Raw genomic sequence first — 15,027 nt, forward strand, 5'->3', positions numbered from 1 at the left:
GCAACCGAATCGGAGTGCGCATGTCCCAATCTAACGACCGTCCCAACACTGGCCCCCTGTCGCCAGAATTCCTGCCATTCGATCTGGACAGTATCGTGGCCCATTCCGGCCATGTTGTCGTGTTTTCCGATGCGGATGCCAGATTGCCCCGCGCCGCACGCCGCGCCGACAAACTGACGCGCGGGGCGGTGTCGCGCGCGGTGGGCAGTGCAGATTTCGCAGCACTGGAACCGGGTGGCGCATTGGTTCTGAACTGGCCCGCGGGCATGCAGGCACAATCCCTGCAAATTGTGCGTCTGGGCAGACGTGCCGACAAGGCAGCGCTGCGCAAGGCCGGGCTGACTGTCGGAAAATCGCTGTCCAAAGCGCCTGCCCTGATCTGCGCGGATGCCATGCCCCTGCCCGACATGCTGCAAGCCATCGCATTGCGCGCCTATCAGTATCAGGCGCAGAAATCGGACCCGAAACCCGATTTCGGCGCGCTTTCGGTCATGATGCGCGACACCGACAAGGCTGCTGAGTGCGCCGATGCGCTGGCTCTGGCGCGCGCGGTTCACCTGACCCGCGATCTGGTCAATGCGCCTGCCAATGTGCTGACCACCACCAGTTTCGCCGACCAGATCAGCGACATGCAGGCCCTGGGCCTGAAGGTGGAAATTCTGGACGAAGATGAACTGGCCCGCCTTGGCATGCGCGCCCTGCTGGCGGTCGGGCAAGGATCGGAAAGCCCGTCAAAACTGGCAATCCTGCACTGGCAGGGGGCCGAAGGGGCACCGCTGGCCGTTGTCGGCAAGGGTGTGATGTTCGATACGGGTGGTGTGTCCATCAAACCCGCGGCGGGCATGGAAGACATGACCATGGATATGGGCGGCGCGGCCGTCACCGTGGGGCTGATGCAGGCGCTGGCGACACGCAAGGCGCGCGCCAATGTCGTGGGGCTGGTGGGGCTGGTGGAAAACATGCCCGATGGCCGCGCCCAACGCCCGGGCGACGTGGTGCGGTCCATGAAGGGCGACATGATCGAAGTGATCAACACCGACGCCGAAGGGCGCATGGTGCTGGCAGACGTGCTTTGGTATGCGCAGGACCGTTTTGCCCCGCGCGCCGTGATCGACCTTGCCACACTGACCGGCGCCATCATCATCGCGCTGGGGCATGACAAGGCAGGCGTCTTTTCAAATAATGACGCGCTGGCCAATGCCTTTTTGAAAGCCGCAGATCAAGTGGGTGAAGGGGCATGGCGCATGCCGCTTGGCGCGGGCTATGACAAGCTGATTTCGTCGCGGATTGCGGATGTCAAGAATTCGGGCGGACGGCCTGCGGGGTCAATCACGGCCGCGCAGTTCCTGCAACGCTTCATCAAGCCCGAAACCCCGTGGATACATCTGGATATTGCCGGTGTCGCGCTGACAAAATCCGACAGTGCGCATGCCCCCGGTGGCGCGTCGGGCTGGGGGGTGCTGGGCCTGGATGCCCTGATCCGCGCGGAATTCGAGGACGGCTGACCATGGGCAAGGTCATGTTCTACCACCTGACCCGCAACCCGCTGGAAGTGACCGCCCAGATGCTGCTGGAGCGCGCCCATCAGACCGGATGGCGCGTGACGGTTCGCGGGCGCGACCCCGCCACACTGGCGCGGCTGGATGAAACCCTGTGGCTGGGCGACAAGGCGTCGTTCCTGCCGCATGGCATGGCGGGGGGCGCGCATGACGCCGACCAACCCGTATTGCTGACCAGTGAGCATGCCTGCCCCAACGACCCCGCCTGCCTGATGGTCATCGACAAGGCCGATGCGGCCCCGCATGAAGCCAATGGGCTGGAACGGCTGTGGATATTGTTTGACGGCAACGATCCGGACGCGACCGCGCATGCGCGCGCCCAATGGAAGGCCGTGACAGCCGCAGGCGTTCAGGCCGAATACTGGTCGGAAGACAGCGGGCGCTGGCAGATGAAAGCCCAGTCCGGCACATAGCCCCCGCAGGCACGCGGCTTTATTTTGAGTATTTTTGGCAAGATGAAGTCAAATCCGGTTTCAGTATTTGTCTGCGCGGGCTAGAAAGCGGCGAAACAGCACAACATTGAGAGGCGCGCGCGCATGATCCTTTATCCGGCAATTGATCTGAAAGACGGGCAATGTGTGCGCCTGTATAAGGGTGCGATGGATCAGGCGACCGTGTTCAATGACGACCCCGCCGCGCAAGCCCGCGCCTTTGCGGCGCAAGGGGCTGAATGGCTGCATCTGGTGGATCTGAACGGTGCGTTTGCGGGCAGCCCCGTCAATGCCAGCGCGGTTGATGCCATTCTGGCCGCAGTCGATATTCCCTGCCAGCTGGGCGGTGGCATTCGCGATATGGCCACGATTGAGGCATGGCTGGGCAAGGGGCTGCGCCGTGTGATCCTTGGCACAGTGGCCGTGGAAAACCCCGATCTGGTGCGGCAGGCGGCAGCCGCCTTTCCCGGTCAGGTGGCGGTGGGGATTGACGCGCGCGACGGGCGCGTGGCGACCAAGGGCTGGGCTACGGAGACGGATGTCGAGGTGACAGAACTGGCCCGCCAGTTTGAAGATGCAGGCGTTGCGGCCATTATTTACACCGATATCAACCGCGACGGCGCGATGCAGGGGCCAAATGTTGCCGCAACTGCCGCGCTGGCGCAGGCCACGCGCATTCCCGTTATCGCATCCGGCGGGGTGTCGCGGCTGGACGATCTGGTGGCGCTGCGCGATTGTGGCGCAGCACTGGACGGGGCCATTTCGGGGCGTGCGCTATATGATGGCAAGCTGGATCTGGCGCAGGCATTGGCAGTGCTGAAAGGATAGCCCCGGTTATGCGGGTGGCAGGTTGCGCGCGGCCTCTCGCTGCGCGGGCAGGCTTAGCGCGGCCCCCGGCCCCGCCAGAAACTGGCGCACACGGTCTGGATTGCGCCGTGACAGATCGCGCAGCCACCATGCAATCGCTTTCTGGATAAAGCGGTCGCGGTCGGGCACAAGCTGTTCGGCCCAGCCAAGCACTTGTTCGCGCGCGGCAATATCACCCGCTTTGGGATGCGGCAGCCGCGCCAATGGCAATGTCATGACAAGGGCGGCGCGGCGCGTCCACATATTGGTATGCGCAATCCAGTCGGCCACCTGTTCCAGCCGTGCGGGATCGGCCTGCAACCGTTTGGCCCCTGCAATGGCCGCGTGATCGGCCAAGGCCCAACTGTCGAAATCCTGCGCCCATGTCGCAATCAAATCCCAGGCGGCTGCGTCATCAGGGCGCATACGCGCCTGTGTCAGCAGTTTCGCGGCCAGAATGCGGGTTTCATGAATGTCGCAGTCCCATAAATCGCGCGCCATGTCGCAGCGCACGGGCACGTCATGGTCACGGCGCAAATCACGGGCCATTTCATCAAGGATTTGCGCGGAAATACCCAGAAATTCGCGCGTGGTCTTGTGGTAGGCGGCCATTTCAGCCGCCTTGGCGGGGTCGGACAGCGTGCGCAGATGCGCCAGCAGGTTTGCGCTGCCGCTGTTCATTCGACCGTTACCGATTTGGCCAGATTGCGCGGCTGGTCCACATCTGTGCCCAGATGCAGCGCCGTGTGATAGGCGATCAGTTGCGCGGGCACCGCATAGACAATGGGCGCGATCAACTCGGGCACGGTGGGCATTTGCAGGCTGCGCGGCACATCACCCGCTGCCGCCAGCCCCTGCGCGTCAGTGATCAGCAAGACCTGCCCCTGACGGGCCATCACCTCATGCATGTTGGAAATCGTCTTTTCAAACAATGCATCATGACGGGCGAAGACGATGACGGGCAAATCTTCGTCAATCAGCGCAATCGGGCCGTGTTTCAGTTCGCCCGCTGCATAAGCTTCGGCGTGTATGTAGCTGATTTCTTTAAGCTTCAATGCCCCTTCCAGCGCGATGGGATACATAACCCCGCGCCCCAGAAACAGCACATCGCGCGCCTTGGACAGGGTTTCGGTGATGCGGCGTATGTCATCTTCGCGGTCCAGCGCCTGCGCGATAAACCCCGGCGCACTGCGCAATTGCGCAAACAATTCAGCATGTTGCGCCGCAGTAATATGCCCGCGTTCCAGCCCCGCATGCAGCGCCAGCAACGCCAGAACCTGCAACTGCGCGGTAAATGCCTTGGTCGAGGCCACACCGATTTCCGGCCCCGCATGGATGGGCAGCGCCAGATCGCTTTCGCGCGCGATGGACGATGTGGGCACATTCACCACGGACACAACCTGTGCGACACGCCCCTGCACATGACGCAGCGCCGCCAATGTATCGGCGGTTTCGCCCGACTGGCTGACAAACAGCGCCATATTGTCCGGCCCCAGCACGGGGTCGCGGTAGCGGAATTCAGATGCGATATCCAATTCGACCGACAGGCCTGCGTATTTTTCGAACCAGTATTTCGCCACCTGACAGGCATAAAATGCCGTGCCACATGCCACCATGATCAACCGGTCGGCGCGCGCGAATTCCAGCCCCGCAGGCAGGTTCAGACCCGCAGGCCCGCAATACTGCTCCAGCGCGGCTTGTAGCACGGCGGGCTGTTCGGCCATTTCCTTGGCCATGAAATGGCGGTGGCCGGATTTGTCCACGCGCGCTGCATCAACATTGATATGTTGCACGCGGCGGTTGGTCTGGTGGTCATCGGCATCGAAAATCTGCGCACCCGCGCGGGTAATGACCGCCCAATCCCCGTCTTCCAGATAGGTGATGCGGTCGGTCATGGGGGCCAGCGCGATGGCGTCCGACCCCAGATACATTTCCCCATCCCCATGCCCGATGGCCAAGGGCGAGCCACGCCGCGCGCCGATCATCAGATCGTCTTCGCCTTCAAACAGGAAGGCCAGCGCAAATGCCCCTTCCAGCCGCTTCAGCGTGGCGCGCGCGGCCTGCACCGGCGTCATGCCCTGATCCAGACAGGCGCTTGTCAGCTGCACAATGGTTTCGGTGTCGGTTTCGCTGCTGAATTGCGCGCCAGCCGCGCCCAGTTCCTCGCGCAGGGCGCGGAAATTCTCGATTATGCCGTTATGCACCACTGCAACACGCCCCGTCTGATGCGGGTGGGCATTTTCCACGGTCGGGCCGCCATGCGTGGCCCAACGGGTATGCCCGATCCCCGAGCGGCCCGGAAGCGCGTCATGCACCATCACATCCGACAGGTTTATCAGCTTGCCCACAGCACGGCGGCGGTCCAGATGGCCGCGATTGACAGTCGCAATACCCGCACTGTCATAGCCGCGATATTCCAGCCGTTTCAGCGCATCCAGAATCAGGGGCGACACTTCGTGATTGCCCAGCACACCAACGATACCACACATCGATTTTATCCTTTCACGCGCGCCGCTTTGGCCGCGCGCAGTTTGTCCATCAACCGCTTGCCCAGACCCGGTTTGGTGTCCTGCCGTGCCCGACCCAGTGCAAGCGCGCCATCCGGCACATCACTGGTAATGACCGACCCCGACCCTGTCATGGCATGCGCACCCACAACAACAGGCGCCACCAACATGGTGCTGGACCCGATGAAGGCCCCTTCGCCGATGGTGGTGTGATGCTTGAACACCCCGTCATAATTGCATGTAACCGTGCCCGCGCCCAGATTGGCCCGCGCGCCCACATGCGCGTCGCCCACATAGGACAGGTGGTTGACCTTCGCCCCTTCGTCCAGCGTGGCATTCTTGATTTCAACGAAATTGCCAACGCGCACATCCTCGGCCAGTTCTGCGCCCGGACGCAGCCGCGCATAGGGGCCGACCACCGCGCCACGGCTGACATGCGCGCCTTCCAGATGGCTGAACGCGCGGATGGTTGCGCCCCCTTCAACACTGACACCGGGGCCGAACACGACATAGGGTTCGATAATGCTGTCGCAGCCGATCACGGTATCCTGCGCAAAAATCACGGTATCAGGGGCCTGCATGGCAACCCCGTTTTCCAACGCATCTGCACGGGCGCGCGCCTGAAACGCCGCTTCTGCCGCGGCCAGTTCGGCGCGTGTGTTGATGCCCAGTGTCTCGGCCTCGGGGCAGATGACAACACCGGCGGACAGACCTGCGGCACGGGCAAGCCCGACAATATCGGGCAAGTAGTATTCGCCCGCAGCATTGTCATTGCCAACCTTGTCCACAAGATCGAACAGCAGTGCGCGGTCTGCACAGACAACGCCGCTATTACAAAGCGTTATGCGACGTTCTTCATCTGTTGCATCCTTAAATTCCACAATGCGTTCCAGCGAATCCCCGTTGGTGACCAACCGCCCGTAGCGGCCGGGGTCGGCTGCTTCGAACCCCAACACAACGACATCATGTGCCGCGCGCGCATTGCGCAGCGCGTGCAGGGTATCTTCGCTGATAAAGGGCGTGTCGCCATACAGAACCACCACATCCCCGCCTGCACCATCCAGCGTGTCGCGCGCTTGCGCCACCGCATGCGCGGTGCCCAGCTGGCGCTCCTGGGGGACGACCTGCGCGCGGTCATCTTCGGCCAGCACCACATCGGCCACCTGCGCGCCACCATGGCCCACGACGATCACAACGTGATCGGGGTCCAATGCGCGCCCCGCGCGCATCGCATGAACCACCAGCGGCACCTGCGCCAACGGGTGCAACACCTTTGGCAAATCCGATTGCATGCGGCTGCCCTGTCCGGCGGCAAGGATGATCAAAGAAACCGACATACTGCCCACTCTTTCCATATATTTTCTTTGCGCGGTTTTGCCCCAGTTACGGGACCGGGCGCAAGACACGCAAGCTTCACTTCTGATTTCAGGCTGAAACAGGCAAAATTCAGTATGTATCATTTCCAATTTGACAGAAATCAACGTCATGGGCGAAGCTGGGTGTCACACTACGCACAGCGCAACAGGATTATGAAGGAAACAAAGATGTATGGCAGAATAATTGTCGCTGTGGATCTGGAACATGTTGATCAGGCGAAAACCCTGGTCAAACGGGCCGGAACCCTTTTGGATGCGGGCGGGGAAATGCGCCTTGTTCACGTCCTTGAAGAAGTGCCCAGTTTCATCGCGGCACAATTGCCGCGCGACACGCAGGAACGCCGCCGCGCCGAAGCCATGGTGGAACTCAAGGCGCTGACAGATCCTGCCGCCGGGCTGCGCGTGGTCGAGGATGTGCGCTATGGCGCGGCATCTGGCCAGATCATGCAGGCCGCCGAAGACAGCAATGCCGACCTTATCATGATCGCCAGTCACAAACCCGGACTGGGCGACTATTTCATCGGCTCCACTGCGGCGCGCGTGGTGCGCCACGCGACCTGTTCGGTGTTGATTCAACGCTAACGCAACCAAAGGAAACCAGACATATGTATAATTCCATCATCATCGCCGCCGCGCTGTTCAATGAGGGGGCAACCACCCGCGCCGCTATGGATAAAGCCCGCAAACTGCTGTCAGACGGCGGCAAGGTCACGCTGGTCCATGTTATTGATGAAATCCCCGGCTATGTTGCGGCAGCCATTCCCCAATCGCAGATTTCGGCCCGTCGCAAGGATGTCGAAGACCAGCTTGCCGCCATTGCCGCAGAATATTCGGATATCGCGGTCAGTTCCGTCATTCGTCAGGGCCAGCCATCGGCATCAATCCTGGGATGTGCGCAGGAAGCGGACGCTGATCTTATCATGATTGCCAGCCACAAACCGGGGTTGAGCGACTATTTCATCGGCTCCACTGCTGCCCGTATCGTGCGGCATGCGCAGGTTTCGGTTCTGGTAACGCGCTGATCCACCGCAGGGTTCTGCCCCCCGCGCAATCACCTGCGATTGCGCGGGGTTTGCTTTGCACCGGCGGCTGTGCCATCTTCCAACAAACCACCGATCCGGGAGGAACAGAATGTATCAATCCATCGTCATCGCAGTTGCGTTGTTTAACAAGGGCGCGACCAGCCGCAGCCTGATTGACAAGGCCAACACGCTTGTCGACGCAGGCGGGTCCATCACGCTTGTTCATGTCATGGATGAAATACCGGCCTATCTGACGGCTGCGGTGTCAAAAGAGCAGCTTTTGAACCACCGCAAATCCATTCGGACCCAGTTGGAATCGCTGGCCTCGCGGGTGAAGGCCAAGAATGTGGATATTGATCTGCGCGGCGGCCGCCCGTCGGAAAATATTCTGAAATGCGCGCGGGACTGCAATGCAGACCTGATCATGATTTCCAGCCACAAACCCGGAATGAGCGATTATTTCATCGGCTCCACCGCCGCGCGCGTGGTGCGCCATTCACCGATTTCGGTTCTGATCGAACGCTGACGCATTTTTTGCCCGACATGCCGCGATCCGCCCTTTCCTATCGCGCACAAGCCGTTATCTGAGGGGCACACTACAGGAGGCGGCAGATGTCAGATGCGTTGGTAATTTTCACGCCCTCGGGCAAGCGGGGGCGTTTTCCTTTTGGAACGCCGGTTCTGACGGCCGCGCGGCAACTGGGCGTTGATCTGGATTCGGTCTGTGGCGGGCGCGGCATATGTTCCAAATGCCAGATTTCACCGGGTTACGGCGAATTTTCCAAGCATGGTGTGACCGTTGCCAGTGACGCCCTGTCGGACTGGAACGCGGTTGAGCAACGCTACCACGACAAACGCGGGTTGAAGGACGGGCGGCGGCTGGGCTGTCAGGCGCAGATCATGGGCGATGTGGTCATTGATGTGCCCGCCGAAAGTCAGGTGCACCGGCAGGTCGTGCGCAAGGCCGCAAGCGCGCGCACCATCACCATGGACCCCGCGACGCGCCTGTATCTGGTCGACGTCACCGAACCCGACATGCATGAACCATCAGGCGATTTTGAACGCCTGGCCACAGCGCTGCGCGACCAGTGGCAGATCGACGGTGTGACCGCACCGCTGGACGTGCTGCGCAAGTTGCAACCCGCGCTGCGACAAGGCGCGTGGCAGGTCACGGTTGCGCTGCACAAGGACCATCACGCAGGCCCGCATCGGGTGCTGGACATATGGCCGGGGCTGTATGAAGGGGGGCTGTACGGGCTGGCCATTGACCTTGGGTCCACCACGATTGCCGCCCATCTGTGTGATCTGCGCACCGGCGAGGTGGTGACATCATCAGGCATCATGAACCCGCAAATCCGCTTTGGCGAAGACCTTATGTCGCGCGTCAGCTACGCCATGATGAATCCGGGCGGTGATGTGGAAATGACGCGCACCGTGCGCGAAGGCATGAACACCCTGTTTGACGCCATCGCGCAGGAAGCCGGCATAACCGCGCGCGAGATTATGGAAGCGGTGGTCGTGTGCAACCCTGTCATGCATCACCTGTTTCTGGGCATTGACCCCGTGGAACTGGGACAGGCACCCTTTGCGCTGGCCATGTCGGAATCGCTGACGCTGGACGCGCGCGAGCTGGGCCTGCATGCCATGAACCCTGCCGCGCGCACCTATCTGCTGCCCTGCATTGCGGGGCATGTGGGCGCGGATGCGGCGGCGGTCGCCCTGTCCGAAAGCCCCGAGACATCGGATGATCTGGTTCTGGTGGTCGATGTGGGAACCAATGCCGAAATCCTGCTGGGGGACAAACGCCGTGTTCTGGCGTGCTCGTCGCCCACCGGCCCTGCGTTTGAGGGCGCGCAGATATCATCAGGCCAGCGCGCCGCCCCCGGCGCAATCGAGGCGATTCGCATTGACCCCGACACACGCGAGCCGCGCTTTCGCGTCATCGGCTGCGAATTGTGGTCGGATGACCCTGCATTTGCAGATGCCATAGCATCGACCGGCGTGACAGGTATCTGCGGGTCGGGCATTATAGAGGCAGTGGCCGAAATGCGCATGGCGGGGCTGGTGGACAAATCGGGGCTGATCGGATCGGCGGCGCAGACGGGCACATGGCGCTGTCAGGCCGAAGGGCGCACACATGCCTATCTGATCCATGATGCCAGTGCCACAGGCGGGCCACGCATTACCGTGACCCAAGGCGATATCCGCGCCATCCAGCTTGCGAAATCCGCGCTTTATGCGGGCGCACGCCTGTTGATGGATGAAATCGGCACCGACACGGTGGACCGCGTGGTTTTGGCCGGTGCGTTCGGGGCGCATATCAGCCCCAAACATGCGATGGTTCTGGGCATGATCCCCGATGCGCTGCTGGCGAATGTGACCAGTGCAGGCAATGCCGCCGGACATGGCGCGCGCATCGCGCTGTGCAGCGCTGCCGCGCGTGCGGCGATCGAGGCCACAGTGCGACGCATCCACAAGGTTGAAACCGCGATCGAGCCGCGCTTTCAGGAACATTTCGTCAATGCCAGCGCCCTGCCCCATGCCGTGGACACATTCCCCGAACTGGCGCAGATCGTCACCCTGCCCGATGTCAGCTTCAACACGGGCGGCGGCGATGGCGATGGCGGGCGGCGCAGACGCAAGCGCGGCTGATACCCGAACATGCAGCCATGAAAAAAGCCCGGATGCAGCGCATCCGGGCTTTTGATATGCGATAGGTCCGGATCAGTTGCCGGTCAGTTCGCGCAGACGTTCCGCAACCTGTTCCAGCAAGTCGGGGTTATCACCGGCCGCTTGCAGCAGGCTTTCGATTGTCGCACGTTCGGCCACGCCAAGGCCGGCCGCGTCGATCCGCGCGCGGATTGCATCCAGCGACAGATCAAGCCCCAGTTCCTGCGTCTCGACGGCTTCATCGATTGCGTCCGCTGTGGTCTCGGCCGCGTCGGGCGACAGGTCTTCTGCGGCATCTTCGACAGCGGCGTCTACGGTTGCAGCGTCTGTGCCCGCATCTGCGCCATCATCACCAAGGATATCTTCCACAGCATCTTCAACGCTTTGCGATTCTGCATCAACCTCACCCTCAACCGCTTGATCAACGGTTTCGGCGGCTTCATCGGCAACATCATCAAGCAATTCATCGACGCTTGGCTGGTCCTCGGTCAGGTCTTCTTCAACCGCAGGTTCTTCAGGCTCCACCGGGGCTGGCTCTTCAATGGCCTCGTCGATGGGGTCTTCTACTGTCAGCTCGGGTTCGGGCGCGGGAACCGGTTCTGCCACGTCGCGCGATTGCACGCCAAGCCAGATGGCCGCAGCAACCGCAGCTGCGGCGATAATGATCAACACCGTTTTGTTCATATGTGGCTTCCTTTACCATGATATCAAACTGGCGTCGGTTTATCGCAGAGATTTCTGCGCTTGCAAAGCGCTGATATTCAGCAATGATAAAACAAGCGTGTTGCTGCCAGGAACAGTTTGAATCTTCGCGCTTGAATCACATGCCGTGCGGCTTTATCCTGCGCCATCAATGAAACGTGAGAAGGAATCTTACCATAGCCCGCAGACCGCATAATGCCCCGCCGCAACGCGACACTGGCCCGCGTGTGAATGACCGTATCCGCGCGCCGGAAATTCGCCTTATCGGGGCCGAAGGTGAAAATCTTGGGGTCGTAACCCCCGCTCAGGCTGTTGTGATGGCCGAAGAGGTTGGCCTTGATCTTGTCGAAATCTCGCCCAATGCGACCCCGCCGGTCTGCAAGATCATGGATTTCGGCAAGTATAAATACGAAGTCCAGAAGCGCGAAGCCGAAGCGCGCAAGAAACAGCACATCATCGAAATCAAGGAAGTGAAATTCCGGCCCAATACCGATACGCATGACTATGATGTCAAGATGCGCAATGTCATCCGCTTTCTGGAAGCTGGCGACAAGGTAAAGGTGACGTTGCGCTTCCGTGGTCGCGAAATGGCGCACCAGAATATCGGGTCCGAGTTGCTGCACCGTGTCGCTGGCGACATTGAAGAACTTGGCAAGGTCGAAAGCATGCCCAAGATGGAAGGGCGGCAGATGATCATGATGATCGCACCGCGCTGACCTGACCCCGCGTTCAGGAATTTCCCGAACAGACGGCCCGCTGTAGTCCACAGCGGGTCTTTTGTTTGGGGGGCAAGGTTGCAGCCGGTCCAAGGCAATCATGGGCGGGCAGTTCTGGCGTATTGCTGCCCTTCACACTTGGCCTAAGCCCGCGCCATCGGTGGGCCGGGGTCTGCCGATCCGACATTAATGAAGTTCACTTTATACAGGCTACATACTCCTGTGTTCAAAGGCTCGGTGTGTCGCTGGCCAAATCGGCAGGCCGCGGGACGGCCCGCCGATGGCGCGGCGGGCTGCGCCCTTTGCTCCGCGCCCTGGGGCTTTCCCAATGACCGCAAAAGGCCAAAACCGAACCACGCCCGCATTCAACGATAACCAGACAACAACCGCTCAGGCCGCCAGTTCCGGGGCCTGCTGCGCCAGCTTCCGTGCAATCGCGGGTTCCAGCGCGGGCGGTGCGGTGTTCAGCATGAACCCCAATGTCAGATACATGCCAGCGGTTGCCATCAGATCCAGCGCACCGTGCTTGCCCACAAGCGCCACCACATCATCAAGCTGGGCCGGGTTCAGCTGTTTGTTATCCACCAGCGCATCCACGGCACCTGCCAGCGTGGCATCTTCGGGCGGCATCTGCGGCAGCGGTCCGCGCAACGCGGCAATGCGCCCCTTGTCCAGCCCCGCCGCCAGCCCGCGCACAACATGCTGGTTCCATTCATAGGCACAGCCCACACGATGCGCGAGCCGCAGAATAACCACCTCTGCCCGCTGCGGGCCAAGCGATGTGTTCTGCACGATATGGGTGCGCAACCCCGTCCATGCCCGCAACAGCGCGGGATGATGGGCCATGATCCGATAGACATTCAACTGACCGGCAAACCCCGTGCGCAGATCGTCCAGCGCTTGGGGCCAGTCAGCATCCGGCAGGGGCGCGAAATCCGGCACACTCATGCCGCCAGCGCCGCCTTGACCGCGTCGGACAGGCGCTGTGTCACCTGCCCCAGATCATCGCGGGTCACAATAAAGGGGGGGGCCAGCAGCACATGATCACCCTGCACCCCGTCAATCGTGCCGCCCATCGGATAGACCATAAGCCCGCGTTCCATCGCCTCGCGCTTGATATGGGCGTGGATTTTGCGCGCGGGATCAAACGGCGCTTTCGTGTCGCGGTCGGCCACAAGTTCAATCGCCTGAAACAACCCGCGCCCGCGAATGTCGCCAATATGCGGGTGTTGACCAAAAGCCGATTGCAGGTTTTCGCGCAACACCGCGCCCATGTCGCGCACATTGGCCAGCAGGTTATCGCGCGCGATCACTTGCTGCACGGCCAGTCCGGCAGCGGCGGCCATGGGATGGCCCATATAGGTATGGCCATGCTGGAAAAACCCCGACCCGTTTGCAAAGGCGTCATAAATCTTGCGGCTTAACAATGTGGCCCCGATGGGCTGATACCCCCCGCCCAAACCCTTGGCGATGGTCAGCAGATCGGGCGCTATGCCATCATGTTCGCACGCATACAGGCTGCCCGTGCGCCCCATGCCGCACATCACTTCGTCAAGGATTAATAACACCCCGTAACGGTCACAAATTGCACGGATATGTTTGAAATAATCGCCCACGGCAGGCACTGCGCCCGACGTTGCGCCAACCACAGGTTCGGCCACGAATGCGGCCACTGTGTCGGGGCCAAGTTCCAGAATCTTCGCCTCCAGCTCGCCCGCCGCGCGCAGGGCGTAATCGGCGTCCGACTCGCCCGCATGCTGTTCGCGGTAGGCATAACAAGGCGCGATGTGATGGGCCTGCATCAACAGCGGTTTGAACTGCGCGCGGCGCCATTCATTGCCCCCTGTCGCCAAGGCGCCCAGCGTGTTGCCATGGTAACTTTGCCGGCGCGCGATGATGTGGCGGCGTTGGGGCTGGCCGGTTTCCGTAAAATACTGCCGCGCCATTTTCAACGCCGCCTCGACCGCTTCGGACCCACCCGACACCAGATAGACATGGCTTAACCCTTCGGGCGCGCTGGCAATCAGCGTGTCGGCCAACGCTTCTGCCACGTCAGAAGTGAAGAAGCCGGTATGCGCATAGGCCAGCCGGTCAAGCTGCGCATGCAGCGCGGCCAGCACATCTGGGTGCGCATGCCCCAGACAGGACACCGCCGCCCCGCCCGACGCATCTATATACTGTTTGCCCGCTGCATCAGTAAAATGGATGCCCGCCGCAGACACCGCCTTGCGCGGGGGGGTATGGATGGAACGGTGCAACAAATGGGTCATGGGTCTGCCTTGTCATCTGGAAACTGGAAGAATGTGTTCAGCGTGGCCAGCTGGCGGTCCAGCCCGTCCAGCCGCGCCAGCGTCGCGGGATCATCGGCGCGCGCGATCAGCGCGGCCAGAATATCGGCCATCAGAAAGGCCGGTGTCATGGCATGCAGATAGGATGCACTGGCGGTGGGCACGATCAGCGCCGTGTCATCCGCCCCGACCAATGGCGAAAACGGGCTGTCCGTTACCGCGACGATGCGCAGCCCGCGCTGGCGGGCCTGTTCGGTGGCATCCACCACGGCGCGGGTGTAGGGCCGCACGCAGCACACAAACAACGCATCATTCGCGCCCGCGCGCATCAGCGGGTCAAACCCCGTGCCACCCGCCATATCCAGTAGCACCGCACGGTCACTGACCAGCGACAGCGCGTAATAGAAATGCCACGCCACCGCATGGCTGGACCGCTGCCCCAAACAGAATATGCGCGCAGATTTCGACAAGTGATCCGCCGCGCAGTCCAGCGCACTTGCCACGTCACTATTTGCCAGTTCCGCGATTTGCGCCGCCGAATGGGAAATCATTGCATTTGCTATGCCTGCAACACTGCCAGCATCCACTTTCAGGCGGTTTTGCGCCTGACCACTTAGCCCCTGCCCCATATCGCGCAAAATATCGGCATGCTGGGCGCGCAACACGTCAAAGCCTTCATAGCCAAGCGCCTGCGCCAGCCGTGTCATGGACGCGGGCTGCACGCCCGCGCGCCGCGCCTGTTCGCGCATGGACAGCAATGCCACATCGCGCGGGTTATCGACAATCCATTGCGCAGCTTGGCGCAATTGACCGGGAAGTTCGGGCAGACGGGCTGCTATGCGGGACTGAATTCGTTGCATCATGCCATTGGGCATACCACATCCGTCCCGAAAAAACAACATTCATTTCT

The 15,027-nt window shown here is 61.4% G+C and carries 15 protein-coding genes; 8 read left to right on the forward strand and 7 right to left on the reverse strand.

Annotated features, from left to right (window positions below):
• Nucleotides 1–20: 20 nt before the first annotated feature.
• From P8S53_RS11115 to hisA, 3 genes are all read left to right on the forward strand, one after another.
• Entirely contained in the window at nucleotides 21–1,505 is a 1,485-nt protein-coding gene (locus P8S53_RS11115; protein WP_277804036.1) for a leucyl aminopeptidase, read from the forward strand.
• A gap of 2 nt (nucleotides 1,506–1,507) precedes the next feature.
• Nucleotides 1,508–1,972 (forward strand): DNA polymerase III subunit chi, encoded by a 465-nt coding sequence (locus P8S53_RS11120; protein WP_277804037.1) that lies wholly within the window; start codon nucleotides 1,508–1,510, stop codon nucleotides 1,970–1,972.
• Between the two features lie 123 nt (nucleotides 1,973–2,095).
• Nucleotides 2,096–2,818, forward strand: a complete 723-nt coding sequence (gene hisA, locus P8S53_RS11125) for a 1-(5-phosphoribosyl)-5-[(5-phosphoribosylamino)methylideneamino]imidazole-4-carboxamide isomerase (RefSeq protein WP_277804038.1) — start codon at nucleotides 2,096–2,098, stop codon at nucleotides 2,816–2,818.
• 6 nt (nucleotides 2,819–2,824) lie between these two features.
• On the opposite strand, the gene P8S53_RS11130 is transcribed toward hisA, so the two are convergent.
• Genes P8S53_RS11130 through glmU form a run of 3 tightly spaced genes read right to left on the reverse strand, consistent with a single transcriptional unit; the run spans nucleotide 2,825 to nucleotide 6,680 of the window.
• Complete coding sequence (locus tag P8S53_RS11130; RefSeq protein ID WP_277804039.1) at nucleotides 2,825–3,517, reverse strand: DNA alkylation repair protein; 693 nt, start codon at nucleotides 3,515–3,517, stop codon at nucleotides 2,825–2,827.
• Nucleotides 3,514–5,325, reverse strand: a complete 1,812-nt coding sequence (gene glmS / locus P8S53_RS11135) for a glutamine--fructose-6-phosphate transaminase (isomerizing) (protein WP_277804040.1) — start codon at nucleotides 5,323–5,325, stop codon at nucleotides 3,514–3,516. Before glmS ends, P8S53_RS11130 begins: the two co-directional genes overlap by 4 nt.
• 5 nt (nucleotides 5,326–5,330) lie before the next feature.
• A complete protein-coding gene (glmU, locus tag P8S53_RS11140; protein ID WP_277804041.1) occupies nucleotides 5,331–6,680 on the reverse strand; it encodes a bifunctional UDP-N-acetylglucosamine diphosphorylase/glucosamine-1-phosphate N-acetyltransferase GlmU in 1,350 nt (449 codons plus the stop codon).
• A 207-nt stretch (nucleotides 6,681–6,887) separates the two neighbouring features.
• Between glmU and P8S53_RS11145 the strand changes: the two genes are divergently transcribed.
• The 4 genes from P8S53_RS11145 to P8S53_RS11160 all read left to right on the forward strand — a co-directional run bounded on the left by P8S53_RS11145 (nucleotide 6,888) and on the right by P8S53_RS11160 (nucleotide 10,393).
• On the forward strand, nucleotides 6,888–7,301 hold the full coding sequence (locus tag P8S53_RS11145) for a universal stress protein (RefSeq protein ID WP_277804042.1): 414 nt from the start codon (nucleotides 6,888–6,890) through the stop codon (nucleotides 7,299–7,301).
• Nucleotides 7,302–7,324: 23 nt separating this feature from the next.
• Nucleotides 7,325–7,741 (forward strand): universal stress protein, encoded by a 417-nt coding sequence (locus P8S53_RS11150; protein WP_277804043.1) that lies wholly within the window; start codon nucleotides 7,325–7,327, stop codon nucleotides 7,739–7,741.
• A gap of 109 nt (nucleotides 7,742–7,850) precedes the next feature.
• The gene (locus P8S53_RS11155) at nucleotides 7,851–8,267 is read left to right on the forward strand and encodes a universal stress protein (RefSeq protein ID WP_277804044.1); all 417 of its coding nucleotides are present in this window, start codon (nucleotides 7,851–7,853) and stop codon (nucleotides 8,265–8,267) included.
• Nucleotides 8,268–8,353: 86 nt separating this feature from the next.
• Entirely contained in the window at nucleotides 8,354–10,393 is a 2,040-nt protein-coding gene (locus P8S53_RS11160) for an ASKHA domain-containing protein (protein WP_277804045.1), read from the forward strand.
• Between the two features lie 72 nt (nucleotides 10,394–10,465).
• On the opposite strand, the gene P8S53_RS11165 is transcribed toward P8S53_RS11160, so the two are convergent.
• A complete protein-coding gene (locus P8S53_RS11165) occupies nucleotides 10,466–11,095 on the reverse strand; it encodes a hypothetical protein (protein WP_277804046.1) in 630 nt (209 codons plus the stop codon).
• A gap of 194 nt (nucleotides 11,096–11,289) precedes the next feature.
• Between P8S53_RS11165 and infC the strand changes: the two genes are divergently transcribed.
• Nucleotides 11,290–11,829 carry a translation initiation factor IF-3 gene (gene infC / locus P8S53_RS11170; protein WP_373418523.1) on the forward strand — a complete coding sequence of 180 codons (540 nt, stop codon included), beginning with the start codon at nucleotides 11,290–11,292 and terminating at the stop codon, nucleotides 11,827–11,829.
• 390 nt (nucleotides 11,830–12,219) lie between these two features.
• On the opposite strand, the gene P8S53_RS11175 is transcribed toward infC, so the two are convergent.
• From P8S53_RS11175 to P8S53_RS11185, 3 genes are read right to left on the reverse strand one after another with little or no spacing between them, the layout of a single operon-like run.
• Nucleotides 12,220–12,777 carry a carboxymuconolactone decarboxylase family protein gene (locus P8S53_RS11175; protein ID WP_277804047.1) on the reverse strand — a complete coding sequence of 186 codons (558 nt, stop codon included), beginning with the start codon at nucleotides 12,775–12,777 and terminating at the stop codon, nucleotides 12,220–12,222.
• Entirely contained in the window at nucleotides 12,774–14,099 is a 1,326-nt protein-coding gene (locus P8S53_RS11180; protein ID WP_277804048.1) for an aspartate aminotransferase family protein, read from the reverse strand. The genes P8S53_RS11175 and P8S53_RS11180 overlap by 4 nt, the downstream gene beginning before the upstream one ends.
• The gene (locus P8S53_RS11185; protein WP_277804049.1) at nucleotides 14,096–15,019 is read right to left on the reverse strand and encodes a MurR/RpiR family transcriptional regulator; all 924 of its coding nucleotides are present in this window, start codon (nucleotides 15,017–15,019) and stop codon (nucleotides 14,096–14,098) included. The genes P8S53_RS11180 and P8S53_RS11185 overlap by 4 nt, the downstream gene beginning before the upstream one ends.
• Nucleotides 15,020–15,027: the final 8 nt, after the last annotated feature.

Origin of the sequence: Roseinatronobacter sp. S2, from assembly GCF_029581395.1 — a bacterium.
In the GTDB taxonomy this organism is placed as follows: Bacteria; Pseudomonadota; Alphaproteobacteria; order Rhodobacterales; family Rhodobacteraceae; genus Roseinatronobacter.